24 protein-coding genes are annotated in these 24697 nt (G+C 72.2%); 17 read left to right on the top strand and 7 right to left on the bottom strand.

Going from position 1 to position 24697, the window contains the following annotated elements; genetic code table 11:
• Positions 1 to 4 precede the first annotated feature (4 nt).
• Genes ACTMTF_RS28525 through ACTMTF_RS28495 form a run of 7 tightly spaced genes read left to right on the top strand, consistent with a single transcriptional unit; the run spans position 5 to position 6117 of the window.
• Positions 5 to 913: an ABC transporter permease gene (locus ACTMTF_RS28525; RefSeq protein WP_441113437.1), complete on the top strand. Its 909-nt coding sequence runs from the start codon at positions 5 to 7 to the stop codon at positions 911 to 913.
• Positions 910 to 1728, top strand: a complete 819-nt coding sequence (locus tag ACTMTF_RS28520) for an ABC transporter permease (protein ID WP_441113436.1) — start codon at positions 910 to 912, stop codon at positions 1726 to 1728. Before ACTMTF_RS28525 ends, ACTMTF_RS28520 begins: the two co-directional genes overlap by 4 nt.
• Entirely contained in the window at positions 1725 to 2660 is a 936-nt protein-coding gene (locus ACTMTF_RS28515) for an ABC transporter ATP-binding protein (protein ID WP_441113435.1), read from the top strand. Before ACTMTF_RS28520 ends, ACTMTF_RS28515 begins: the two co-directional genes overlap by 4 nt.
• A 40-nt stretch (positions 2661 to 2700) precedes the next feature.
• Positions 2701 to 3438, top strand: coding sequence for an ABC transporter ATP-binding protein (locus ACTMTF_RS28510; protein ID WP_441113434.1), 738 nt, complete (start codon positions 2701 to 2703; stop codon positions 3436 to 3438).
• Positions 3435 to 4400, top strand: coding sequence for a P1 family peptidase (locus tag ACTMTF_RS28505; RefSeq protein WP_441113433.1), 966 nt, complete (start codon positions 3435 to 3437; stop codon positions 4398 to 4400). The genes ACTMTF_RS28510 and ACTMTF_RS28505 overlap by 4 nt, the downstream gene beginning before the upstream one ends.
• A 5-nt stretch (positions 4401 to 4405) precedes the next feature.
• Positions 4406 to 5011: an FMN-binding negative transcriptional regulator gene (locus tag ACTMTF_RS28500; protein WP_441113432.1), complete on the top strand. Its 606-nt coding sequence runs from the start codon at positions 4406 to 4408 to the stop codon at positions 5009 to 5011.
• Positions 5008 to 6117, top strand: coding sequence for a C45 family autoproteolytic acyltransferase/hydolase (locus tag ACTMTF_RS28495; RefSeq protein WP_441113431.1), 1110 nt, complete (start codon positions 5008 to 5010; stop codon positions 6115 to 6117). Before ACTMTF_RS28500 ends, ACTMTF_RS28495 begins: the two co-directional genes overlap by 4 nt.
• Before the next feature lie 7 nt (positions 6118 to 6124).
• On the opposite strand, the gene ACTMTF_RS28490 is transcribed toward ACTMTF_RS28495, so the two are convergent.
• Positions 6125 to 7285: an acyl-CoA dehydrogenase family protein gene (locus ACTMTF_RS28490; RefSeq protein WP_441113430.1), complete on the bottom strand. Its 1161-nt coding sequence runs from the start codon at positions 7283 to 7285 to the stop codon at positions 6125 to 6127.
• A 67-nt stretch (positions 7286 to 7352) separates the two neighbouring features.
• Between ACTMTF_RS28490 and ACTMTF_RS28485 the strand changes: the two genes are divergently transcribed.
• From ACTMTF_RS28485 to ACTMTF_RS28475, 3 genes are read left to right on the top strand one after another with little or no spacing between them, the layout of a single operon-like run.
• Positions 7353 to 8786, top strand: a complete 1434-nt coding sequence (locus ACTMTF_RS28485; RefSeq protein WP_441113429.1) for an aldehyde dehydrogenase family protein — start codon at positions 7353 to 7355, stop codon at positions 8784 to 8786.
• Positions 8783 to 9898, top strand: coding sequence for a CaiB/BaiF CoA transferase family protein (locus ACTMTF_RS28480; protein ID WP_441113428.1), 1116 nt, complete (start codon positions 8783 to 8785; stop codon positions 9896 to 9898). The genes ACTMTF_RS28485 and ACTMTF_RS28480 overlap by 4 nt, the downstream gene beginning before the upstream one ends.
• Entirely contained in the window at positions 9895 to 10548 is a 654-nt protein-coding gene (locus ACTMTF_RS28475; RefSeq protein WP_441113427.1) for a GntR family transcriptional regulator, read from the top strand. The genes ACTMTF_RS28480 and ACTMTF_RS28475 overlap by 4 nt, the downstream gene beginning before the upstream one ends.
• Positions 10549 to 10623: 75 nt before the next feature.
• Here the strand turns inward: ACTMTF_RS28475 and ACTMTF_RS28470 are convergent, their stop codons facing one another.
• The 3 genes from ACTMTF_RS28470 to ACTMTF_RS28460 form a co-directional block, all read right to left on the bottom strand.
• The gene (locus ACTMTF_RS28470; RefSeq protein WP_441113426.1) at positions 10624 to 12039 is read right to left on the bottom strand and encodes an NAD(P)/FAD-dependent oxidoreductase; all 1416 of its coding nucleotides are present in this window, start codon (positions 12037 to 12039) and stop codon (positions 10624 to 10626) included.
• Between the two features lie 14 nt (positions 12040 to 12053).
• Entirely contained in the window at positions 12054 to 12605 is a 552-nt protein-coding gene (locus tag ACTMTF_RS28465; protein ID WP_441113425.1) for a helix-turn-helix domain-containing protein, read from the bottom strand.
• A gap of 99 nt (positions 12606 to 12704) precedes the next feature.
• Positions 12705 to 13592, bottom strand: a complete 888-nt coding sequence (locus ACTMTF_RS28460; RefSeq protein WP_441113424.1) for an SDR family oxidoreductase — start codon at positions 13590 to 13592, stop codon at positions 12705 to 12707.
• Positions 13593 to 13649: 57 nt separating this feature from the next.
• Between ACTMTF_RS28460 and ACTMTF_RS28455 the strand changes: the two genes are divergently transcribed.
• Positions 13650 to 15416, top strand: coding sequence for a thiamine pyrophosphate-dependent enzyme (locus ACTMTF_RS28455; RefSeq protein WP_441113423.1), 1767 nt, complete (start codon positions 13650 to 13652; stop codon positions 15414 to 15416).
• 15 nt (positions 15417 to 15431) lie between these two features.
• Here the strand turns inward: ACTMTF_RS28455 and ACTMTF_RS28450 are convergent, their stop codons facing one another.
• Together ACTMTF_RS28450 and ACTMTF_RS28445 are read right to left on the bottom strand one after the other, a co-directional pair.
• Positions 15432 to 16832, bottom strand: coding sequence for an APC family permease (locus ACTMTF_RS28450; RefSeq protein ID WP_441113422.1), 1401 nt, complete (start codon positions 16830 to 16832; stop codon positions 15432 to 15434).
• A 104-nt stretch (positions 16833 to 16936) separates the two neighbouring features.
• Positions 16937 to 17692: an IclR family transcriptional regulator gene (locus ACTMTF_RS28445; RefSeq protein WP_441113421.1), complete on the bottom strand. Its 756-nt coding sequence runs from the start codon at positions 17690 to 17692 to the stop codon at positions 16937 to 16939.
• Between the two features lie 79 nt (positions 17693 to 17771).
• Between ACTMTF_RS28445 and ACTMTF_RS28440 the strand changes: the two genes are divergently transcribed.
• The 6 genes from ACTMTF_RS28440 (at position 17772) to ACTMTF_RS28415 (ending at position 23387) form a co-directional block, all read left to right on the top strand.
• Positions 17772 to 18929: a 4-hydroxybenzoate 3-monooxygenase gene (locus ACTMTF_RS28440; RefSeq protein ID WP_441113420.1), complete on the top strand. Its 1158-nt coding sequence runs from the start codon at positions 17772 to 17774 to the stop codon at positions 18927 to 18929.
• Positions 18930 to 18957: 28 nt separating this feature from the next.
• Positions 18958 to 19626 carry a protocatechuate 3,4-dioxygenase subunit beta gene (gene pcaH / locus ACTMTF_RS28435; RefSeq protein ID WP_441113419.1) on the top strand — a complete coding sequence of 223 codons (669 nt, stop codon included), beginning with the start codon at positions 18958 to 18960 and terminating at the stop codon, positions 19624 to 19626.
• Positions 19623 to 20123, top strand: a complete 501-nt coding sequence (locus tag ACTMTF_RS28430) for a dioxygenase family protein (RefSeq protein WP_441113418.1) — start codon at positions 19623 to 19625, stop codon at positions 20121 to 20123. The genes pcaH and ACTMTF_RS28430 overlap by 4 nt, the downstream gene beginning before the upstream one ends.
• 247 nt (positions 20124 to 20370) lie before the next feature.
• Positions 20371 to 21882, top strand: coding sequence for a lyase family protein (locus ACTMTF_RS28425; RefSeq protein ID WP_441113417.1), 1512 nt, complete (start codon positions 20371 to 20373; stop codon positions 21880 to 21882).
• A 22-nt stretch (positions 21883 to 21904) separates the two neighbouring features.
• Positions 21905 to 23044 carry a bifunctional 3-oxoadipate enol-lactonase/4-carboxymuconolactone decarboxylase PcaDC gene (pcaDC, locus tag ACTMTF_RS28420; protein ID WP_441113416.1) on the top strand — a complete coding sequence of 380 codons (1140 nt, stop codon included), beginning with the start codon at positions 21905 to 21907 and terminating at the stop codon, positions 23042 to 23044.
• Between the two features lie 31 nt (positions 23045 to 23075).
• Positions 23076 to 23387: a DUF6401 family natural product biosynthesis protein gene (locus ACTMTF_RS28415; RefSeq protein WP_441113415.1), complete on the top strand. Its 312-nt coding sequence runs from the start codon at positions 23076 to 23078 to the stop codon at positions 23385 to 23387.
• Between the two features lie 42 nt (positions 23388 to 23429).
• Here ACTMTF_RS28415 and ACTMTF_RS28410 read toward each other — a convergent pair whose 3' ends face one another.
• Complete coding sequence (locus tag ACTMTF_RS28410) at positions 23430 to 24215, bottom strand: mechanosensitive ion channel family protein (protein WP_441113454.1); 786 nt, start codon at positions 24213 to 24215, stop codon at positions 23430 to 23432.
• Between the last annotated feature and the right edge of the window lie 482 nt (positions 24216 to 24697).

The raw sequence follows: 24697 nt of genomic DNA, 5'->3' as shown, positions 1-24697 counted from the left end.
GAGGATGCGGCTCCTGCTGTGGTGGGCCGGCCGGGCGCTGAGCTCGGCCGTGACCCTCCTCGGCATCTCGGTGCTGATCTTCGCGGCGGTCCGCCTGATGCCGGGCGGCTTCGCCGAGACGATCCTCGGTCCGTTCGCCACTCCCGAGCAGAAGGCCGCGCTGGCCGCCCGCTACGGGCTGGACCAGTCGGTGTTCGCGCAGTACGGCCGCTGGTTGTCGGCGGTGGGCAGCGGCGACTTCGGCGTCTCGATGATCAGCAGGGAGCCGGTCGCCACCGAACTGCTGGCCCGCCTCCCGGTGACCGCCCGCCTCACCCTGCTGGCGGTCGGCGCGGCGGTGCTGGCGGGCGTGCCGCTCGGCGTGCTCACCGCGCTGCGTGCCCGGCCGGGCGGCGGCGGCGCGGCGGGCAGGCTGCTGAGCGGGCTCGGCGTGAGCGTCCCCGAGTTCGCGCTGGGCAGCCTGCTGGTCTTCGCCATCTCCCGGTACGGCCTGCAGACGGACGGCTACGTGCTCCCGGCCGCCGTCCTGTCCATCTTCGCCATCTCGGCCACCGCCAGGACGACCCGGGACGCCGTGCTCGGCGTGCTGGTCGAGCCGTACATCACGGCGGCCGTCGCGCGCGGCGAGACGCCGTGGTTCATCGTCAGGCACCACATCCTGCGCAACGCCGCGGCGCCGGTGCTCACCCTCATCGCGACGATCACCGCCTACCTGCTGGGCGGCGCGCTGATCGTGGAGTACCTGTTCAACCTGCCCGGCGTCGGCTCCTACCTGGTGCAGGCGGTGGGCCGCAGGGACTACGCCGTCGTGCAGGCGGGCGTGCTGCTCGCCGCCGCCGTGTTCATCTTCATGAATGTCCTGATCGACCTGCTGGTCGGGCTGGTCGATCCGAGACTCGGGAGGCGCGCGTGAAAGGCCTCGACCGCCTGTCCCAGGCCGGGGTAGCCGTCCTGCTGCTGCTCGTCCTGCTGGCGCTCGGCTCGCTGGTGAGTCTCGGCGGCGATCCGGACGCGATCGTCGGGCCGAGGCTGCAGCCGCCCGGAGCGGACTGGTGGCTCGGCACCGACAACCTGGGCCGCTCGATGCTGCCGCGCGTCATGGAGGGCGTCGGCACCACGTTGCTGCTGTCCTCGCTGGCGGTGCTGATGACCGCGGTGCTCAGCGTGGCGCTGGGCATCCTGGCCGGTTACCGAGGCGGCTACCTCAACGAACTCGTCATGCGGGTGGTGGAGGTGCTCTACTCCTTCCCCGCCCTGGTGCTGGCGATCCTGGTGGCGGCCGTCGCGGGTCCGGGCCAGATGGCGGCCGTGGCCAGCATCGTGCTGGTCACCATCCCGCTGATGACCAGGCTGGTACGCGCCGCCGCGGTGAGCGTGGCCGGGCGTGACTACGTCACCTCCGCCGTCATCAGCGGGGCGGGCCTGCCCCGGATCCTCGGCCGCCACGTGCTGCCCAACGTCTCCGGCACGGTCGCGGTGCAGGGCACCTACGCCCTGTCGGTCGGCATCGCGGTGGAAGGCGGGCTGAGCTTCCTCGGCTTCGGCGTGCAACCGCCGCAGGCCTCGCTCGGCGTGCTGATCCAGCAGGGCGGCACCTACATGATGGCGGCGCCCTGGCTCATCATCGGCCCCGGCGTCGTGCTGGTGCTCGCCATCCTGTCCATCAACGTGTTCGGCGACGGGCTGCGCGACCGGCTGGAGCCCAGGGAGACGAGGTCACTCGGATGAGCGCACTGCTCGAAGTGGACGGCCTGGTGGTCGACTACGGTCAGGCCCGCGCCCTGGACGGCGCCGACCTGCGGGTGGCGGCGGGCGAGTCGGTCGGCGTGGTCGGCGAGAGCGGGTCGGGCAAGTCCACGCTCGGCGCGGCCGTCGGCCGGCTGCTGCCCCGCCAGGCGCGGATCTCCGACGGCTCGGTGCGGGTCGCCGGTGAGCCGGTGCTCGACCTGCCACCCGCCGAGCTGCGGCGACTGCGCAGACAGCGGCTCGGCTTCGTCTTCCAGGATCCGATCGGCTCCCTCGACCCCACCATGCGGGTCGGCGCGCAGCTCCGCAGGGTGCTCGGCCGGGGTGGCGACCTGGCCTTCCACCTGGGCCGGGTCAGACTGGAGGCGTCCCGCGTGGCCAGGGCCTACCCGCACCAGCTCTCCGGCGGCATGGCCCAGCGGGTCGCCCTCGCGCTGGCCATGGCCTCCTCGCCCGAGCTGCTGATCGCCGACGAGCCGACCGCCTCGCTGGACAGCCAGGTGCGTGAGGAGGTGTCGGACGTGGTGTTCTCGCTGGCCGCGCAGGCGGGCACGAGCATCGTGTGGCTCAGCCACGACCTGCCGGGCGTGGCCCGCCGGTGCGGCCGGGTGGCCGTCATGTACGGCGGGCGGGTGGTGGAGAGCGGCCCGGCGGCCCAGGTGCTCGGCAGCCCCCGGCACCCCTACACCGCGGCCCTGGCCCGGTCCGCTCCGGCGCTCGCGGCGCCCGGCGTCCGTCTGGAGCCGGTGCCGGGACGCCCTCCGGTCCTCACCGGCGCCGCGCCGGGGTGCGCGTTCGCGCCCCGCTGCGCGTTCGCCGAGGACCGCTGCGCCCATGAGCGGCCGGAGCCCATCACGCTCGGCGAGCAGAGCGTCCTCTGCCACCGGGCCGGCGAGCTGGAGGTGATCGCGTGATCGGAGAACTCACCGACCTCACGGTCTCGGGGGTGATCGCGTGATCCTGGAACTCACCGGCGTCACGGTCTCGTTCGTGTCGGGCCCGCCGCTGCGGCGGGTCCGGCTGGACGCCATGCGCGAGGTCTCGCTGGCCGTGGCCGAGGGGGAGACGCTCGGCCTGGTGGGGGAGTCCGGCTCGGGCAAGACGACCACCTGCCGGGTCGCCCTCGGCCTCCAGCGGCCCACCTCCGGCGCCGTCCTGTTCGACGGGCGGCCCTTCCCCCGGCGGCGACGGTCGCTGGCCGGGCGGATGCAGGCCGTGCTGCAGCATCCGCACTGGTCGCTGAACCCGAGGATGCGCATCGGCCAGAGCGTCGCCGAGCCGCTGGCCGTACTCGGTCGTCCGGCCGACACGCTGGTCGAGCAGGCGCTGGAGCAGGTCGGCCTGGAGGGCGGCCTGGCCACGCGCTACCCGCACGAGCTGTCCGGCGGCCAGCGGCAGCGGGTGTCGATCGCCCGCGCGCTGATCACCAGGCCGAGCTTCATCGTCTTCGACGAGGCCGTCAGCGCGCTGGACGTCTCCGTGCAGGTGCAGATCCTCAACCTGATCAAGGACCTGCAGGCGGAGTTCGGCTTCAGCGCCCTGTTCATCTCGCACGACCTCGGCGCGGTCCGCTACGTGGCCGACCGGATCGCCGTCATGCGCGGCGGCGAGGTGGTCGAGACCGCCGACTGCGCCACCTTCTACTCCGCACCCGCACATCCGTACTCGCGACAACTTCTGGAGTCCCTGTGAGCCTCGCTCCCGTGTCGGCCTTCGCGGCCGGCGTGCCCGGCAATGCCGACCTCCCGCTGACCCCGCAGGCCAGCCCGGGTCGGGGGACGGTCGCGTTCGACCTGCCGGGCGTGTTCGTCGGCACCGCGGAGTACGGTGAGGGCCCCACCGGCTGCACCGTCGTGCACCTGCCGGCCGGCGCCCGGACCGCCGTGGACGCGCGCGGCGGCGCGGTCGGCATGAGCGGCGGCTATGACTACAACCACGCGATCTGCCTGGCGGGCGGCTCGGTGTACGGCCTGTCCGCCGTGGCGGGGGTGAGCGAGGAACTGCTGTGCCGGCGGAGCAACCGCACCAGATGGGACGAGCTGCAACTGGTCTCCGGCGCGGTGATCTACGACTTCTCGCCGCGCGACAACGCCGTGCACCCGGATGGGGCGCTCGGCCGGGCCGCGCTGCGGGCCGCCCGCGAGGGCGAGTTCCCGGTGGGCCGGTGCGGCGCGGGCAGCAGCGCGACCGCGGGCAAGATCGAGCACGCCCGCGCCGAGTTCGCCGGCCAGGGCGCCGCCTTCGGCACCTTCGGCACGGCCAAGGTGCTGGTGGCGACGGTGATCAACTCCGTGGGGGTGATCGTCGGCCGCGACGGCGCGATCCTGCGCGGCAACTACCACGACGACGGCGAACGACGGCACCCGAGCGTGGACTACGCGGCGCTGTCGGACGCGCCCCCGGTGATGGGCAACACCACGCTGAGCGTGCTGGTGACCAACGTACGGCTGTCCGACCGCGAGCTCACCCAGCTCGGCCGCCAGGTGCACAGCTCCATGCACCGGGGCATCCAGCCGTTCCACACCGAGGCCGACGGCGACGTGCTGTTCACGATGACGACCGACGAAGTGGATCTGGCCGGTGTCAGGCCGACCGGGCTGGGCGCGCTGGCGTCGGAGATCGCCTGGGACGCCATCCTGAGCTGCGCGGAGTAGGCGGAATGCACATCTTCCCCCGTTTCGACACGGCGGACCAGGCGCACGCCGCCCGGCTGGTGCGGGCCAACCCCTTCGCGCTGGTGATCAGCTCGGTGGCCGGCGTGCCCGTCGCCACCCACGTCCCCGTGATCGTGGAGAGCGGCGGCGAGCCCGGCTTCGTCGGCGCGACCCTGCTCGGCCACATGGCCAGGGCGAATCCGCAGTGGCGGACGTGGGAGCCGGCGACCCAGGTGCTGGTGATCTTCTCCGGCCCGCACGGTTACGTCTCGCCGACCAGCTACGCCGTCGAGCCCGCGGCGCCGACGTGGGACTACGCGGCGGTGCACCTGACGGGCACGGTCGAGCCGTACCCGGATCCCCTTGACGTGGTGGAGCGCACCGTGGAGACGCTGGAGTCGCCGCGGACCCCGTCGTGGCGGCCCGGCCCGGCGTCGCGGGAGTACTTCGCCCGGATCGTGTCCGGCGTGGCCGCCTTCCGTGTCCGGGTGACGGCGGAGCAGAGCATGTTCAAGCTGAGCCAGGACATGGACGATGACCGGCGCGCCCGGGTCCACCGCGACGCGCACCCGGAGTTGGCACGCCTGATGAACGAGGTGGACCCGAGATGACCGTTCCCGCCCTTGACCCGAGCACTGCCTTCCCCACCTACGTCTCCTCCCCGCTGGATACGGCGGGCGGGGGCAGGCCGCCGGACGCGGCGGGCCGGGGCCGGGAGTTCGGCGCGCGCTGGCAGGCCGAGGTGCGCGCCAACCTGGACGGCTACACTCGGCTGTTCGAGGCGGGCGGCGCGAGCGAGGCCCGGGTGCGGGGGCTGGCCGAGCGCGCTCTGGACAATACGGCGGCCTGGGCGCCCGCCCTGGCTGAGGAGATCATCGGCATCGCCGCCGGGGCCGGACTGGAACCGTGGCAGGCGGCCGCCGTCAACGCGCGCACCGAGATCCTGGCCGCGCTCGGCGACGACGGCGAGGGGGAGTGCTCCACGGCCGTCGTGGTGGGCGGCGACCTGCCGCCGCGTGCCGTGCAGACCTGGGACTGGCACGACCATCTGCGCGACGCGCCGCTGCTGTGGGCGTTCGAGCCGAGACCGGGCCACACCGTGCGGACCTTCACCGAGTTCGGTGTGCTGGGCAAGATCGGGGTGAACAGCGCGGGCCTGGGCGTCCACTTCAACATCCTGCGCCACTCGGCCGACCACGCCCGCATCGGCGTGCCCGTGCACGTGGTGGCACGCCGGATCCTCGACGAGGCGGCCACGCTGGAGCAGGCGGCCGAGCTCGCCCGGTCGGCGCGGACCTCCGCGTCCACGGTGATCACCGTCGTCACGGAGGCGGGCGTACGGGCGCTGGAGATCTGCCCCGAGGGGGTCGCGGAGGTCGGGACGGGCGGCATACTGCTGCACACCAACCACTTCCTGGACGGCGCGCTCGCCGCCGGCGAGCGGCTGGGCACCGAGCGGCCGGCCACGTACGCGCGGCTGCGGCACCTGGAGGGGCGGCTGGCCCAGCTGGGCGACCCGGACGTCACCACGCGGGCACGGGCGATGACCTGCCACGCGCCGGTCGCTCCCGTCTGCGCGCACGCCGACCCCGAGCTGCCCTTCGACCAGCGCTGGGAGACGCTGGCGGTGATCGCCCTGGACGTCGCCACGGCCACCATGCGGGTGCACCGGGGAAGGCTCTGCCAGGTCACCGAGTCGACCTGGCAGACCTTCTGACGGCCGGTCAGTGGAAGGCGCTGAGCCCGGTCAGGGCCCGGCCCACGACGAGCGCGTGGATCTCAGACGTGCCCTCGTAGGTGAGCACGGACTCAAGGTTGACCGCATGCCTGATCACCGGATACTCCAGGGTGATGCCGCTCGCGCCGAGCAGTGTGCGGCATTTCCTGGCGATGTCGAGGGCCTCGCGCACATTGTTCAGCTTGCCGGCGCTCACCTGTTCGGGGGTGAGCGTGCCGCGCTCCTTGAGCCGCCCGAGGTGGATCGCGAGCAGCATCCCCTTGCCCAGCTCCACGGCCATGTCGGCGAGCTTCTCCTGGGTGAGCTGGTAGGAGGCGAGGGGCCGGGCGAAGACGGCCCGGTCGGCGGTGTAGGCGAGGGTGGTCTCCAGGCAGTCCAGCGCGGCGCCCATCGCCCCGAACACGATCCCGAACCTGGCCTCGTTCAGGCAGCCGAGGGGTCCGGACAGGCCGCGCGCGCCGGGCAGCAGCGCCTCGGCCGGCAGCCGTACGTCGTCGCAGACCAGCTCGCTCGTCACGCTCGCGCGCAGCGACACCTTCCGCTTGAGGTCGTTGGCGGTGAAGCCGGGCGTGCCCGCGGGCACCAGGAAGCCGCGGATGCCGTCCTCGGCGCGGGCCCAGACGACCGAGACGTCCGCCACCGAGCCGTTGGTGATCCACATCTTGGTGCCGTTCAGCACCCAGTCGGAGCCGTCCCGCCTGGCCGTGGCGCGCATGCCGGCCGGGTCGGAGCCGAAGTCCGGCTCGGTCAGGCCGAAGCAGCCGATCCGCTCACCGGCCGCCATCGCGGGCAGCCACTCCTGCTTCTGCTCCTCGCTGCCGTACTTCCAGATCGCGTACATGGCCAGCGAGCCCTGCACCGAGACCAGGCTGCGCAGGCCGGAGTCGGCCGCCTCCAGCTCCAGGCAGGCCAGGCCGTACGCGACGGCGCCCAGCCCGGCGCAGCCGTATCCGTCGAGGTGCATGCCGAGCACGCCGACCGAGCCGAGGGTGCGCGCGAGCTCGCGGGCGGGCAGCTCGCCGGACTCGAACCAGCCGGCCAGATGCGGCCGCAGCTCGCGGTCGCAGACCTGGCGGACGGCCTGGCGGATGTCGCGCTCCTCGTCGGTGAGCAGACCGTCCAGCGCGAACAGTGTCCAGGGGTGCACCTAACCTCCTGCTATTTTGGATCCAATATTCAATGTCCAATATGACACAGACGAGATGAGTTTGACCATGGAGATCATGAACCTGGTGGCCGGCCGCTGGATCGAGGGCTCCGGCGCCGCGTTCGCCGACACCGATCCCGCCCACCCGGACGAGGTCGTCGCGCACGGGCACGCGGCCTCCCCGGCGGAGGTGGAGCTCGCCATCCGCGCGGCCCGCGACGCAGCGCCAGGCTGGCGGGCCACCCCGCACCACGAGCGCGCCGCCGTGCTCGCCGCCGCCGCCGTCCGCATCGACGCGGCGGCCGAGGAGTGGGGGCGAGAGCTGAGCCGCGAGGAGGGCAAGACACTGCCCGAAGGCGTGGCCGAGGTACGCGGCGCGGCCCGGATCCTGCGCTTCTACGCGGCCGAGGCCGACCGGGAGAGCGGCGAGGTCTACGCCTCCCCTCGCCGCGGCGAGAACCTGCTGGTGATGCGGAAGCCGGTCGGAGTCGCCGGCCTGATCACCCCGTTCAACTTTCCGATCGCGATCCCCGCCTGGAAGCTCGGCCCCGCTCTCAGCTACGGCAACACGGTCGTGTGGAAGCCGTCCTCGCTCGTCCCGCTGCTCGCCGCCCGCCTGGCCGGTGCGCTCACCGACGCCGGCCTGCCGCCGGGCGTGCTCAACCTCGTGTACGGCGAAGCGGGCACGGGACTGGCCATCATCGACCACCCGGACGTGGACGCCGTGTCCTTCACCGGCTCCACCGAGGTCGGCAGGGCCGTCATCGCCCGCTGCGGCGCGCTCGCCAAGCCGGTGCAGACCGAGATGGGCGGCAAGAACGCGGCCGTCGTGCTCGCCGACGCCGATCTCGACCACGCCGCCGAGCAGGTGTGCGCGGGCGCCTTCCGGTCCAGCGGGCAGAAGTGCACGGCCACCTCCCGGCTCGTCGTCGAGGAGGCGGTCGCCGACGAGCTGCTGAGCAGGGTGGCCGCCAGAGCCGGGGAGCTCGTCGTCGGCGACCCGCTCGCCGCCGGTGTGGACCTCGGGCCGCTGATCAGCGCCGCCGCCAGGGACCGGGTCGCCGCGGGCGTGCGCCGGGCGCTGGACCAGGGCGCCGAACCGCTCGCCGGCTCCTCGCCGCACCCCGGCCAGGGCTGGTTCACCCCGCCCACCGTGCTCGCGCTGCCCCGCACCGACGTGGACGTGTGGCGTGAGGAACTGTTCGGGCCGGTGCTCGGCGCGGTACGGGCCTCGGGACCGCAGGAGGCGTTGCGGCTGGCCAACGAGAGCGAGCACGGCCTGTCCGCGGCGATCTTCACCCGCGACCTCGGCGCCGCGCTCCAGGCGGTCGACCACCTGGAGGTCGGCGTCCTGCACGTCAACTCCGAGTCCGCGGGCACCTTTCCCTGGGTGCCGTTCGGCGGCAGCAAGCGCAGCGGCTTCGGCCCCAGGGAGCAGGGCAGGGCGGCCCGCGAGTTCTTCACCCAGACCGTGACCGTCTACCTCGGTGCCCCGGCGTGAGCGGCGCGCTGTCGGGCCTGCTGGTCGCCGACTTCAGCCGGGTGCTGGCCGGGCCGTACGCCACCATGCTGCTGGCCGATCTCGGCGCCGACGTCGTCAAGGTCGAACGGCCCGGCGCCGGCGACGACACCCGCTCGTGGGGACCGCCGCACGCCGGCGGCCAGGCCACCTACTACCTGGCCGTCAACAGGAACAAGCGGTCGATCGCCCTCGACCTGCGCGACCCCGCCGACCTGCGGGTCGCCAGGGCGCTGGCGGCCCGCGCCGACGTCCTGGTGGAGAACTTCAAACCGGGCACCATGGACCGGCTCGGCCTCGGCCACGACGAGCTGAGCGCGCTCAACCCGGGGCTGGTCTACTGCTCGGTGACCGGCTTCGGCCTCGGCAAGGGCGCCGAACTGCCGGGTTACGACCTGATCGCGCAGGCGGTGGGTGGGCTGATGAGCGTGACCGGCGAGCCGGGAGGGCCGGGCACCAAGACCGGCGTGGCCCTGGTCGACGTGATCACCGGCCTGCACGCGGCGCTCGGCGTGCTGGCCGCGCTCCGGCACCGCGACAGGACCGGGCAGGGCCAGCGGGTGACGGTCTCGCTGCTGTCGTCGCTGCTGTCCGCCCTGACCAACCAGGCCGCCGGGTACGCCGCCGCCGGGGTGGTGCCGAAGGCCATGGGCAACCGGCATCCCAGCATCGTCCCGTACGAGGTGTTCAGGGCCGCCGACCGGCCGATGGTCATCGCGGCGGGCAACGACGGCCAGTTCGCCGCCCTGTGCGAGGTGCTGGGCCGCGCCGACCTGGCGGCGGACCCCAGGTTCGCCGCCAACTCCGGCCGGGTCGCCCACCGCGCGGAACTGGTCGCGGCGCTGGAGGACACGCTCGCGACCCGCACCGCCGACGCGTGGTTCGCCGCGCTCACCCCCGCCGGGGTGCCGTGCGGCCCGATCAACGACCTGGCCGCGGCCTTCACCCTAGCGACGGAACTGGGCCTTGAACCCCTCGTCGGCGGCCAGGTCGCCAACCCCATCACCCTGGGCGCGACCCCGCCGTCGTACCGGCTGCCGCCGCCCGCGCTCGGGCAGGACGAGCAGTGGGTCCGTGAGATATTGGAGCAATGACCAGCAGGCCGCCCACGGCTCAGCAGTTCGTTCTGGCGGAGCTCAGGCAGGCCATCACCTCCGGCCGGCTGCCCCCCGGCGAGCCGATCAGGCAGGAGGCCCTGGCCGAGGAGCTCGACGTCAGCAGGGTGCCGCTGCGGGAGGCGCTGAAGACCCTTGAGGGCGAAGGGCTCGTCGGCTACCGCCCGCACCGGGGCTACTCCGTCGTACGGCTGTCCCTCGACGATCTTCGCGAGGTCTACCTCATCAGGGAGCTGCTGGAGGGCGAGGCGGTGCGGCGCGCGGTCACGCGCCTCACCCCGGCCGCCCTGGAGGCGGCCGAGCAGGCACAGGCGGAGGTCGAGCGGGCCGCCGCGGCGGGCGACGTGCCCGCGATGACCGAGGCCAACCGCCGCTTCCACATGACGATCTTCGAGGGCGCCGGCCTGCCGCGCCTGGCCCGGCTCATCGCGACCCTGTGGGACTCCACAGACGCCTACCGCTCGGTCTACTACGGTGACGACGTCAACAGGCAGCGGGTCATCCGGGAGCACCGCGCCACGCTCGACCTGCTGCGCCGCCGTGACGCGGAGGCCGTGGTGAAGGTGCTGGACGAGCACCGGGCGGCGGCCGTCACCGCCCTGGAGACACTGCTCGCGCCGGACGCGTAGGTCAGGGGCCGCGATTCAGCGGCCGGAGACTGTGCGACCAGAGACTCTGCGACCGGAGACTTCGCGGCCGGAGATTCAGCGGCCGGAGATGAGGTCCGCCAGGCGGGCGTACGGCGAGGTGGTGGTGCCGCGCTCGTTCTCCCGCCGGTCGGCGGCCCGATAGAGGGTGTAGATGAGCTGCACGCCCGCCCACCGCAGCGGCTCCGGCTCCCACTGCCTGACCTGACGCCCCACCCAGGGCAGCGCGGTCAGCTCGGTGTCGCGGCGCAGCAGCAGGTCACGCAGGGTGCGCCCGGCCAGGTTGGTGGTGGTGACACCGCTGCCCACGTAGCCGCCGGCCCAGCCGAGGCCGCTGGCGTGGTCGAGGTGCACGGTGGAGCACCAGTCGCGGGGCACGCCCAGCACCCCGCACCAGGAGTGCTGGACCCGCACGTCCACCGCCGCCGGGAACAGCTTGACCAGCATCCGCCACAGCAGCGCCGCCGTCCGCGGCTGGGTGGCCCCCCGGTCGTCCGTACGGGATCCGTACCGGTAGGGGACGCCGCGCCCGCCGATCGCGATGCGGTCGTCGGCGGTGCGCTGGGCGTAGACGTAGGCGTGCGCCTCGTCGCCGAGCAGTTCGCCGCCCGCCCAGCCGATGTGCTTCCACACCTCGGCCGGCAGCGGCTCGGTGACGATCATCGAGCTGTTCATCGGCAGCCACTGCCGGTGCTGACCGGCGAGGCCGGCCGTGAACCCCTCGGTGGCGCGGATGACGTAGTCGGCCCGGACGATGCCGCGCGTGGTGACGGCCGACGCCGTGCCGCCCTGACGCGGCCGGATCTCGGTGACGGTGGTGTTCTCGAACACGTCCACGCCGAGTCCCGCGACCGTGCGGGCCAGGCCGACGGCCAGCTTGGCCGGCTGGAGGCGGGCGCAGTGCGGCGAGTAGGTGGCCTCGACGGCGCCCGCGACGTTCACCCGCTCGTGCTGCTCGTCGCGGCTCAACGGCCGCATGTCGTCCTCGCCGTAGCCCCAGGTGCGCAGGTCGGCGAGGTCGGCGCGCAGCCGGGCGCGCTGGGCGGGGTTGGTGGCGACGCGGACCAGGCCGCCCTTGTGGATGTCTGCGTCGATGCCTTCGTCGCGGGCCACGCCGATCACCTCGTCGACGGACCGGAACATCGCGCGCTGCAGGTCGATCATCGCCTGGCGGCCCCGCGCCTTGGCGTGCCGCCTGCGCGAGCCCGCGAACTCGGCCGACAGCCAGCCGCCGTTGCGGCCGGACGCGCCGAACCCGGCGAACTCCTTCTCCAGGATCGCGATCCGCAGGTCCGGCTGCTCCTTCTTCAGGTAGTAGGCCGTCCACAGGCCCGTGTAGCCGCCGCCGACGATGGCGACGTCGTACTCCCGGTCTCCGGGCAGCCCGGCGCGGCGCTCCGGCACGCCGATCTGCCGGTACCAGTAGGACACGCCGCCGTTGGCGAAGTCCTTGGTCCGCGGGATGCCTCTCACGTCGTCACAGCTCCTCAGGCAGGGGTGGGCGGGCTGATCACCCAGAGGACCTCGGCGACCTCGTCACCCTGGTTGGCCAGGCGGTGCGGGACCGAGGTGCGGTACTCGACGCTGTCCCCGCCGGTCAGCACCTGCGGGGACGCCGAGCCGAGCCAGATGGTCACCTGGCCGCGGAGCACGAGGAGGATCTCCTGCGAGTCGCCGTGCGTGTACGGCTCCGCCCCGGTGGAGGCGCCCGGGTCGAACTCGCCCGCGTACATCTCCAGATTCCGCAGCGGACGCTGTGAGATCAGGTATTTACGGGTGCCGGGGCTCATGGGCAGCTCCGGCCGTTGCGAGCGGCGGACCACGCGGTGGCCCACCTCCTCCTCGTCGTTGAAGAGGTCGGCCACGGTGAGGCCGAGAGCGCCGGCGATCCGCCGCAGCATGCCGATGCTCGCGCTGGTCTGACCGCGCTCCAGCTGGCTGATGAAGCTGGGGCTCGCCTGCGCCTCGCCGGCCAGACCCCGCACGGTCATGTGCCGCATGAGCCGGTAGGCCCGGATGCGGGCGCCCAACTCGGTCATCGAACCCCTCGATCAGCCCTACTGAACAAGGTGTTCAGTGCCCTGAGGGGCAACGTACCCAACCTGGAGGAACTCCAGCAAGAGGACGCCGGGTAACGATTATTTCCTCGTCTGCCGCTGGTAGCCCTCGTCGCCGCCGTAGACCCGCAGGTCGGGATCGCGCTCCGGCTGGTTGGCCGGGCTGGTCGGCGAGGCCGTGTGCTCCACGGCGAAGTCGTCGGACAGGGGCATCGGCGGGGACAGATAGTCGGCCCAGGAGACCCGGCCCAGGGGAGTGGCGTCCGTGGTCAGCGCGCCCGATCGCTGCGCGGCGACCAGCTTGCCGGGGTAGCGGACCCGTACGCACACGCGGCGCAACCCACGAGCCCGCAGCCAGGTCCTGACCAGCTCGTCGGTGCCGAGCACCTGCGGCCCGCCGAACTCCAGCGTCTCGTCCCGCGGCCCCTCGGCGAGCAGCCCGGCCAGGCGCGCGGCCACCTCGCCGGTGTCGACCGGCTGCCAGGGGACCGAGCGGTCCACCGGCAGCATGGGCAGGCCGGCGAACCCGCGCAGCAGCTTGTCGAGCCACTGGTGGAAGTGGGTGGCGCGGAGCACGGTGTAGCCGAGGCCGCTGCCCCTGATCACGCGTTCGGCCTCGAACGTGTGCCGCAGCAGGCCGGTGGGCGCCCGGTCGGCGCCGACCAGCGAGACGTACAGCAGGTGAGTCACCCGCGCCTCGCGAGCGGCCGAGACGAGCGTCAGGGTGCCCGCGACGTCGACCCGCTCGGCCCCCTTACGGCCGTGAGTGGCCAGATGCACGATCGCGTCGCAGTCGCGGGCCGCCTGCCTGACGCCGTTGCCGGAGGCGAGGTCGCCCCGCACCCACGTCACCTCACCCCCGTCCCGCTCACGGCGACTCAACGCCCGGACCTGGTGGCCCCGCCTGACCAGGGCGGGCACCACGGCCCTGCCCAGCGTGCCGGTCGCTCCCGTAACCAAAATGCGCATATCGGTCACCTACCCGGTGAAAGCCTGTCCGTGCATCTGCGGGGTAGTGCGCTGCACATGGCTCGAATCGCAGCGGAATCCCTGATAGAGCGGCTCGCCGAGTGGGATGTCGACACCGTCTTCGGCATGCCCGGCGACGGCATCAACGGCATCATGGAAGGCCTGCGCCGCCATCGCGACCGGGTGCGCTTCGTCCTCGTGCACCACGAGGAGGCCGCCGCCTTCATGGCCACCGCCTACGCCAAGGCGACCGGCCGGATCGGCGTCTGCCTGGCCACCTCCGGTCCCGGTGGCATCCACCTGCTCAACGGGCTCTACGACGCCAAGCTGGACCACGCGCCCGTGCTGGCCATCACCGGCATGCAGGAGACGTCGGTGCTCGGCACGGCCTACCAGCAGGAGGTCCACCTGGACCGGCTGTTCGAGGACGTCACCGAGTACAACATGATGATCAGCAACCCGGCGCAGCTCCCGTCGCTGGTGGACGTGGCGATCAGGACCGCCTACGCGCGGCGCGGGGTCGCGCACCTCACCATCCCCAACGACGTGCAGGTCGCCGACGCCGGCGCCGAGCCGTACGACAGCCTCGGACCCGTCAGGCCGCCGCAGACCGCGCCCGTCTACCTGCGGGCGTCCGGCCTGCCGCGCGCGGAGGACCTGGAGTGGGCGGCCGAGGTGCTCAACGGGGCCGTCCGCCCGGCCATGCTCGTCGGCGCGGGCGCGCTGCACGCCGGGGACGAGGTGCTGGCGGTGGCCCAGGCGCTGGACGCGCCCGTGGTCAAGACGCTGCCCGGCAAGGCGGTCATCCCGGACGACTCGCCGTACACGACGGGCGGCATCGGCCTGCTCGGCACCCGGCCGAGCGAGGAGCTGATGGAAGAGGCCGACGTGCTCTTCATGGTGGGGACCAACTTCCCCTACACCAAGTATCTGCCGGAACCCGGCAGGGCCCGGGTGGTGCAGTTCGAGGCGGACCCGGCCAGGGCGGGCACCAGGATCGCGACGGACGTGCCGGTGGTGTGCGACGCCAGGGAGGGGCTGCGCGAGCTGCTGCCGCTGCTCTCCCGCCGCGACGGCAACGCCCATTTGGCGAAATATCAGGAAAAAATGGCGCGGTGGCGGGCCGACATGGACGCACTGGAGAACGGCGAGCGCGACCCCATCGCCCCGCAGTACGCCGTGTCCGTCCTCGACCGGCTGGCCACCGACGACGCCATCCTGACCTGCGACAGCGGCACCATCGCCACCTGGGCGGCCCGCCACTGGACCATCCGCGGCGGGCGCGAGTTCTACCTGTCCGGCACCCTGGCCACGATGGCGCCCGGCCTGCCGTACGCGATCGCCATGCAGCACGCCCACCCCGGGCGGCAGGTGATCGCCTACGTCGGCGACGGCGGCTTCGCCATGCTCATGGCCGAGTTCCTCACCGCCGCCCAGCACCGGCTGCCGGTCAAGGTCATCATCAACAACAACAACTCGCTCGGCCAGATCCTCTGGGAGCAGATGGTCCTCGGCTACCCCGAGCACGGAGTCCGCTACCCCGAGCCGGTGGCCGACTTCTCCACCTGGGCCCGATCCTGCGGCGGGTTCGGCGCCAAGGTCAGCAAGGCGGGCGACCTGGCACCGGCGATCAGCCAGGCGCTCGCCCACGACGGCCCGGCCCTGGTGGACGTGGACGTGAACCCGAACGAGCCGCCCATGCCCGGCAAGGTCTCCTACGAGCAGGCCAAGAACTTCGCCCAGGCCTTCCTCAGGGGACAGCCGCACAAGGCCGCCATCGCCACCACTCTGTGGAAGGACCGCATCCAGCGCCTGGGCGACTAGAGGTTCAGGCCACGCTCAACGGCTCACGCTTTCCTTCTGCCGGACGTACCAGGTGACGATCCACAGGACCAGGCCGATCGCCAGCAGCACACCCGCGATCTGGTACTGGCCGGCCGGACGCCCGGAGGACCACGGCAGCACCAGGTAGAGGCACGTGAACGTGCCCACCACGGGAAGGATCCGGCCCGCCTTGAAGTGCTCCCCGGGCACCTGGTCCTTGCGCAGGACGAGCACGGACAGGTTGACGAGCGCGAACACCGCGAGCAGGAGCAGCGACGTTGTCCCGCCCAGCAGGGCCACGACCGGGCTCTCCGGGTCCAGCGAGACGAAGGTGATGAGGCCACCCGCGATGGCGGTGGTGAACAGGATCGCCGCGTGCGGCGTGCGGCGCGTGGGGTGCACCTTCGCCAGGAAGGCCGGCAGCACGCCCTGTCTGCCCATCCCGTAGAGCAGCCGACTGGCCATCAGCATGTTGATCAGCGCTGAGTTGGCGACGGCGAACATCGAGATGAACGGCAGCAGGTCGGAGATCGGGAAGCCGGGAGCCGCGGTCTGCACCACCAGCGACAGCGGCGTCTCGCTGTCGGCGAGCTCTCCGACGGGGACCACGGCGACGGCGCAGATGGAGACGAGCACGTAGATCAGACCCGTGATCCCGAGACCGGTGAGCATGATGCGGGGAAAGATCCGGGCCGGGTTCTTCGTCTCCTCCGCCATGTTGACCGAGTCCTCGAACCCGACCATGGCGAAGAACGCCAGCGACGTCGCGGCGCTGACCGCCAGGAACACGCTCTTGTCCTCGGGAGTCTCGAAGGCGACGACGCGGGAGAAGTCCGCGTTCCCGCCGGAGATGAAGTACAGACTGATCACGATGACGAGCAGCAGTCCCGAGAGCTCGATCGCGGTGAGGACCACGTTGATCTTGACGCTCTCGCCGACTCCGCGCAGGTTGACCGCCAGAACCAGGAGCATGAAAATCAGCGCGATCATCAGGATGACGCCGTTGCCGACGTCGAGCCCGAATCCGGTGCTGAGGTTCGCGGCGAAGGCCCGCGAGGCGGCGGAGGCGGAGGTGATGCCGGAGCACATCACGGCGAAGCACACCATGAAGGTCAGGATGTGCGTGCCGAACGCCTTGTGCACGTAGAGCGCGGCTCCGGCGGCCTGCGGATACTTGGTGACCAGCTCCAGGTACGAGCACGCCGTGATCAACGCGACGAAGAAGGCGATGGCGAAGGGCAACCAGGCGGCGCCTCCCACTTCGCCCGCGACCTGGCCGGTCAGCGCGTAGATGCCGGTGCCGAGAATGTCGCCGATGATGAACAGCAGCAACAGTCCCGGGCCCATCACCTGCTTCAGGCTGGGTTGCTCGCCGCTGTTCGTCCCGATATGGCTGGGTGGGCTGGTCTGTGCCATGGGGGGTTCCTCTTCTGCAGCCGCTCTGGAACGTCATTACGTACCCCGGTTGGCCTGCGGATATTCTGGCCCGCGCGGTGACATTGCGATCGTCCGGCCGCGACTTAAGCCGCCTGTGACCAGGCGCGGGCGATCCCGGCCGCCGCGCTGCGCAGCGGCTCCACCAGGCGGGGCAGCTCCCGCGACCGCCGGGAGGACAGCACGATGCCCAGGGCCGCGATGGCCCGCCCCTCCACCAGGACGGGAGCCGCCGCCGAGCACGAGCCCAGCGACATCTCCTCGAACGTGAGCGCGTAGCCCTGCGCCCGGACCGTTCCCAGCTCCCTCGCCAGCCGGCCCCGCTCGGTGATCGTGTGCGAGGTGGGCCGCTCCAGCTCGCGCGCCAGATAGGCCCGGACGAACCAGTCGGGCTCGTACGCCAGCAGCGCCTTGCCCACCCCCGTCGGGTGCATGGGCAGCCGCGACCCCGTCTTGGAGACGATCGGCACCGCCCGTTTGCCGTACACCTTGTCGACGTACAGCACCTCCAGGCCGTCGCGGACGGCCAGGTGCACGTTCTCGCCGGTGCTGCCGAACAGCTCCTGCAGCCACGGGTGCGCCACGTCGTGCAGCGGGTCCGGCGCGAGCCGGCCGAGCTCCCACAGCCGCAGCCCCACCCGTAACCGCCCGTCGGCGGTGCGGTTGAGCGCCTGCCACCGCTCCAGCTCGCCGACCAGCCGGTGAGTCGTCGTCAGCGGCACCCCGCTGCGGGTGGCGAGCTCGGTGAGGGAGAGCTGCGGGTGCGCCGCGTCGAACGCGCCCAGCAACGCGAGCACTTTCGAGGTGACCGTACGACCCGGCTCGCGGGATCCGCCTGACATGTGCCTATCGTGCAATGTTCTTCCACTGAGTGGAAGAGTCCTGTCGGCTTGTCCACCGCCGGGGCAGGATGCTTCCCGTATGCGGACTCAGGTAGGGATCATCGGCGCGGGGCCCGCGGGCCTGCTCCTGTCACACCTGCTCCACCTGCGCGGCATCTCCTCCGTGGTGCTGGAGAAGCGCAGCCGCGACTACGTGGAGCGGCGGGTGCGGGCCGGCGTGCTGGAGCAGGGGACGGTCGACACGCTCATCGAGGCCGGCGTGGGCGAGCGCCTGCTCCGCGAAGGGCTGCCCCATCACGGCATCGAGCTCAGGTACGACGGCGAGCGGCACCGCATCGCCTTCGAGAAGCTCGTGCCCGGCAGGGCCATCACCGTGTACGGCCAGCAGGAGGTGGTCAAGGACCTCATCGCCGCCAGGCTGGAGGCGGGCGGCGACATCCGCTTCGAGGTCGAGGACGTGGCGGCGCACTCCCTGGAGGACCGGCCGTACCTGACCTTCGGCGGCGAGCGGCTCGACTGCGACGTGATCGCCGGCTGCGACGGCTTTCACGGGGTGTCCCGGCCGTCCATCCCGCCGGGCGTGCTCACGACCTACGAGCGCGACTACCCGTTCGCCTGGCTGGGCGTCCTGGCCGAGGTCGCGCCGTCCTCGGAAGAGCTGATCTACGCCAGGACCGAGCGTGGTTTCGCTTTGCACAGCATGCGCTCACCCACGATCAGCCGCTTCTACCTTCAGGTGCCGCCCGACGCCGACGTGGCCGAATGGCCCGACGAGCGCATCTGGGCCGAGCTCAGGACACGGCTGGAGACCGTGCCCGGATTCGCCCTGACCACCGGCGCGATCATCGAGAAGAGCGTCACCCCGATGCGCGGCTTCGTCACCGAGCCGATGCAGCACGGCAGGCTCTACCTGGCCGGCGACGCCGCGCACATCGTGCCGCCCACCGGCGCCAAGGGGCTGAACCTGGCCGTGGCCGACGTCCGGGTGCTCACCGAGGCGCTGACCGCGTTCTTCCACGACGGCGGAGCGGGCGCGCTCGACGGCTACTCCGCCGCCTGCCTCAAACGGGTGTGGCGGGCGCAGCACTTCTCCTGGTGGATGACCACGCTGCTGCACACCTTCGACTCCGACGACGCCTACGGGCGGCGGTTGCAGCTGTCCTACCTGGACTACGTGACCTCCTCCGAGGCGGCGGCGACCACACTGGCGGAGAACTACGTAGGACTCCCCTGGTGAACTCAACCCCCGCAACTGAAGGAACGCGATGACCCATCCGCCCTATCTGAGCCCAGGCTACGGCAGCACCGTCCTGCGCGCCCCCTCCCAGCCGCCGGTGACGTTCAAGGCAGACCCGGACGCGATCGAGCTGACCAGCCCCGTCTTCGGCCACCAGGAGGTCGGCGCCCTCGACGCCGACCTGACCAGGCAGCACGACGGCGAGCCGATCGGCGAGCGCATCATCGTGACCGGACGCGTCCTCGACGCGGACGGGCGTCCCGTACGCGACAGCCTGATCGAACTGTGGCAGGCCAACTCCGCCGGCCGGTACGCCCACCTCGGCGACCAGCATCCGGCCCCGCTCGACCCCAACTTCACCGGCGGCGGCCGCTGCCTCACCGACGCGGACGGCCGCTACCGCTTCGTCACCATCAAGCCCGGCGCCTACCCGTGGCGCAACCACCCCAACGCCTGGCGCCCGGCCCACCTGCACTTCTCGGTGTTCGGCCAGGCGTTCACGCAGCGGCTCATCACCCAGATGTACTTCCCCGGCGACCCGCTGATGGCGCTCGACCCGATCTACCAGTCGATCCCCGACGACGCCGCCAGGCAACGGCTCATCTCCTCCTACGCCCACGACGTCACCGAGCCCGAGTGGGCGCTCGGCTACACCTTCGACATCGTGCTCGGCCGGACCCCGGTGGAGCCCTCATGACGACCCTTCCCCTGACCCCCTCGCAGACGATCGGCCCGTTCTACTCCCACGCGCTGCCCTACCCGCACGACTGGGAGCTCGTCCCCGGCACCCACCCCGAGGCGATCACGCTGTCGGGCACCGTCCGGGACGGCGCGGGCGAGCCCGTCCCCGACGCCCTCCTGGAGATCTGGCTCGGCGACACCGGCGACCGGGGCGCCCTGCTCCGCGGCGACGGCCAGGTGTCCGGCTTCGGGCGCTGCGCCACCCAGCCCGACGGCACCTACCGCTTCCGGCTGGCCCGCCCGGCCCGGCCGTACCTGTCGATGCAGATCTTCGCCCGCGGCCTGCTGCGGTCGGTGCTCACCCGCGTGTACCTGGCGGACCAGCCGGACCCCTTCCTGGACACCCTCGACCCGGCCCGCCGCGCCACCCTCGTCGCGACCGGTTCGGACGGTTCGTACCGGTTCGACGTACGGCTCCAGGGCAAGGGGGAGACGGTCTTCCTTGACTTCTGACCCGACCCCGCCGCCCGGCCCGCCGTCCCCTCCGACAGTGGGTACGGCGGGCCTCGGCGGCGGGGCGGCGGCCGGCTCTGCCGGTGACCTCGGTGTGAGGGTGGGCGCCGACTCCGTCGGCTCGCACGGTGGCTCGACGGCAGGGGGTTCCGGCCGCGCGGGTTCGGGTGCGGCGGCTGGCACCGGCGGCGGTCCGGGTGCGACGGTGGGCTCGAACCGCGCCTCGGGTGCGGGAGGTCGCTCCCGCGTGGAGGCAGAGGAGGCAGAGGAGGTGGAGGTGGAGGTGGACGGCGGGTTGCTGGCGCCGGTGCGGGCGGGCACCCGGGTGGAGGCGCTCACGTCGGATCGGGCGTGGGTGCGGGCCATGCTGGACGCCGAGGCGGCGCTCGCCCGTGCCCAGGCCCGCGCCGGCCTGATCTCCGGCGAGGCGGCGGCCCTGATCGACCGTACGGCGGCGGCGCTCACGGTGGACCCCGCCGACCTCGCCCGCCGCTCCCGCCAGTCGGCGGGCCCCGTCGCCCCCCTGGTCTCCGACCTGCGCCAGGCCGTGTCCCGGGCTGGGCCCCAGCCTGTGACCCAGGGCGTGTCCCAGGGCGGGTCCGGCGAGGACGTGGCTCGCCTGGTCCATCTGGGAGCCACCACCCAGGACATCCTGGACACCGCGGCCATGCTGGTCGCCACCCGGGCGGTCGCCGTCATCACCGCCGACCTGGACTCCCTCCTGGCCCTCCTGGCCGACCTGGCCCAGCGCCACCGCACCACCGTGATGGCCGCCCGAACCCTCGGCCAGCACGCGGTGCCGACGACCTTCGGCCTCAAGGCGGCCGGCTGGCTGACAGGCGTCCTGCGCACCCGCGACCGCCTGCGCGCCATCCCTCTCCCCGCCCAGCTCGGCGGCGCCGCAGGCACCCTCGCCGCCCTCGTCGAAGCCACCCGCGAGCCCACCCCCGCAGGACCCGCCCGCGAGGAGCCCTGTGGGGGTACCGCGGGTGGGAAGGCCGTGCGTGGGAAGGCCGTGCGTGGGGAGGCCGGGCGTGAGAATGCCGATCGTCCAGCGGGCGATCGTGAGGTGGCCGCCGCTGATTCCCCGCAGCGGGCGATCGCGCTCGTCGCCGTCTACGCCGAGGAGCTGGGGCTGGCGGTGCCGCTGGCGCCGTGGCACGCGGAGCGGTCGGTGGTCGGCGAGCTCGGGGCCGCGCTGACCGGTACGGCGAGGGCCCTCGGCAAGCTGGCGACCGACGTGATCCTCATGGCCCAGACCGAGGTGGGCGAGGCCGCCGAGTCCTCGCAGGGCGGCTCCTCAGCCATGCCGCACAAACGCAACCCCGCCCTGTCGGTGCTCATCCGCTCGGCCTCGCTGCAGGTGCCCGCGTACGCGCAGGCGCTGGCCCAGGCGGGGGAGCACGAGCGGGGGGCCGGCGCCTGGCAGGCAGAGTGGGCGCCGTTGCGCGAATGTCTCAGGCTGACCGGGGGCGCGGCGGAGACGGCCGTGGAGCTGGTCGGCGGGCTGCGAGTCTTCCCGGACAGGATGCGCGCCAACGTGGACCTCACCGGCGGTCGCATAGTCTCCGAACGGCTCGCCGCCCATCTCGACAAGAACGACCTGCGCACGCTCCTGGACCAGGACGCCCCCCTCGACATCCCACGGGACGCGCTGGATCCTGACGCCCCGCAGGACCTGCTGGACCCGGCCGGATACCTGGGCGCCGCCCCGGAACTGGTCGACCGCATTCTCGCCGCGTACCGGGAGCGACCGTGAACGTCAGTATCGGAGTGAGCACGTGAAGCTGCATCACCGCCTCGACGGACCCGCTGACGGACCGCTGCTGGTCCTCGGCCCGTCACTGGGCACCACCCTGGACGTCTGGCAGCCCCAGCTGCCGGAGCTGACCGCCGGCTGGCGGGTGCTCAGGTACGACCTTCCCGGGCATGGTGACTCACCGCCGGCCGAGGGGTTCACCATCGACGACCTGGCGCGGGCCGTACTGGATCTGGTGGATGAGCCGTACTTCGCGATAGGTGGGATCTCGGTCGGCGGCGCGATCGCCGCCACTGCGGCGATCAAGGCGCCGGAGCGGGTACGCAGCCTCGTCCTGTGCTGTTCGTCGGCCCGCTTCGGCGAGCCGGGGCCGTGGCTGGGACGGGCGGCGCTGGTGCGGGGCAAGGGCGTTACCTCGCTCGCGCCCGCCCTGGCGACGCGCTGGTTCTCCGAGGGGTACGACGGCGGCTGGGTGCTGGACATGCTGGGGCAGGTCGACTCCTCGTCGTACGCCGCCTGCTGTGAGGCGCTGGCCGCCTTCGACCTGAGGTCGCGCCTGCCCGAGATCGCGGCTCCCACCCTCGTCGTGGCCGGAGCCGACGATCCCGCCACGCCGATCGAGCACGCGCTGACCCTCGCCACCGGCATCCCGGGCGCGCTCCTGTCGGCGGTGCCGGGCGCGGCCCATCTGGCGAGCGTCGAGCGCGCCGACGCGGTGACGCCCGCCATCGTGCGGCACCTGTCCTCTGCGCCGTCGCGCGTGGCGAGTGCCGCTGCGGCGGGCGGCGCCGACGCGGCGGCCGGGATGCGGACCAGGCGGGAGGTGCTCGGTGACGCACACGTCGACCATGCCATCGCCGCCACGACCGATTTCACCAGGGACTTCCAGAGTTTCATCACCCGCTACGCCTGGGACGAGATCTGGAACCGCCCCGGTCTGGACCGGCGGACGCGTAGTTGCGTCACGCTCACCGCCCTGGTCGCGCACGGCCACCTCAGCGAGCTCGCGATGCACGTACGCGCGGCCTTACGCAACGGGCTCACCCGGGAGGAGATCGGTGAGGTGCTGCTGCAGAGCGCCGTGTACTGCGGGGTTCCGGCGGCGAACGCCGCCTTCGGTGTGGCACAGCGCACGCTCGCGGAACTCGACGCCGAAGGGTAAAGGGGTTTTGTCATAGTTTATGGTTTAAAGGGTGAATCTCCAGGACGGCTGGGCCGCCTCACCGCTGCGATCGGTGATGGACATGCTCGGCCAAGCGCAGCTCGACCGGATGACCACCGACCCGGGCCTGGTGGCCGCGGTGGATCAGCACGCCGCGGTGCTGCGGGATGCGATCCCGCTGGACCGCGAGACCTTGGGCGACTACGTCCTGGGTTTCCTGGACGAGTTGCGCGACCGTGACTGGATGTTCTACGGCGACCTCGACGCCCCCGCGCTGCGGCTGACGGCGGCCTGCTGGCTCGCCAGGGAGTCGGGCTTCCTCGAAGACGGGGCACCCGCCTGACGGACCGGCCGGCCCATGGCGCGAGCCGGCCGGTCCGCGGGCTCAGGGCTGCTCGTAACCCGACCGGGTGGCACCGCCGGGCCCGGTTCCGGTGGGGCGGGTCGTCGGCTGCTCGGTCATCGAGGCGGCGTCGCCACGACCTCGCTGGTACGCCTCGGCCTGTGCCCTGGCCTGTGGCGCCTCGGCCTCGACCCGGCCTATCCACCGCTCCCACCGCTGCTGCATCGGCCGGACGAGGCCGCCCCCGATCCCGATGGCCGCGATCGCGCCGATGGTGGCGAGCACGGTGATCAGCACCGGTGTGGTGACCGCCGTGGCCACCCCGATCTGGTTCAGCGCGGCGATGATGCCGAGCGCCCAGATGAACACCTGGGCGGCGACAGCCAGCATGCGGCCGTACGAGAGCCCGCCCAGCGCGCCTCTGATGATGTCGCCGACGGCCTTGGCTATCGCCCCGGCCACGACGATGATCACGATGGCGACGATGGCGCTGGGCAGCCAGGCCACCACGCCGGTGAGCAGCGCGGAGATCGGGTTCGGCCCGAAGACGCTGAAGGCGATCTGCAGGGTGATCAGGATGATCGCGTAGTAGACGATCTTCCCGACCAGGCTGCTGGCGTCGTAGTCGCTGCGGGCCAGCCAGGTGTGCACGCCGCTGCGCTGTACCAGCCGGTCGAAGCCGACCCGCTCAAGGATCTTGTCGACGACCTTCATCAGCACCTTCGCGATGATCCACCCGATGACGAGTATGACCAGGAACGCGAAGAACTTCGGTACGAACGTCGCAATCTGTCGCCAGGCATCCGATATGCCTTGGCCTATGTTGATGTCCACGGTTTCCTCCTCCGAGGAGCCAATGCCAACGCGCTACCCGGTCAGAAGGCCGATCACGCACAGAGCGTAATCAATGGGATGTATTTTGCATTTTCTGGACGATCGACGTCCTAGGTGAGGACTCCGGCCCGGCGGAGGACCAGGGCGGTGTCCACTGTCCGAACGCCGGCCAGGCGCCGATCCGTTCGCTGGGGGTAGGCGTACAGGTCGCCGGTGGTACTGCCCTGGCGGCAGGCACCGCCGTCCTGGCCGCTGGCGGCACGATGGCGCCGGACGCACATCCTTCTGCTTCGACAGGATCTCGTGGCCAGATCGCCCGTCGGCGAACCCGAAGCCCGAAAGGGCAGCTGGTATGACAGGGTCCTCATGAGCTTGCTGGAGCGCGAGCTCAAGGACTGAGCACAGGTCCGATCAGCCAGAGCGCGAAAAAACGCTCGACCGGGCATCCGGTCGAGCGTCTCGCCTTGCTTCGCACA

It is taken from the genome of Nonomuraea sp. ZG12, from assembly GCF_052068115.1.
Classification (GTDB): Bacteria; Actinomycetota; Actinomycetes; order Streptosporangiales; family Streptosporangiaceae; genus Nonomuraea.
This window is presented reverse-complemented; position numbering and strand designations above follow the sequence as displayed.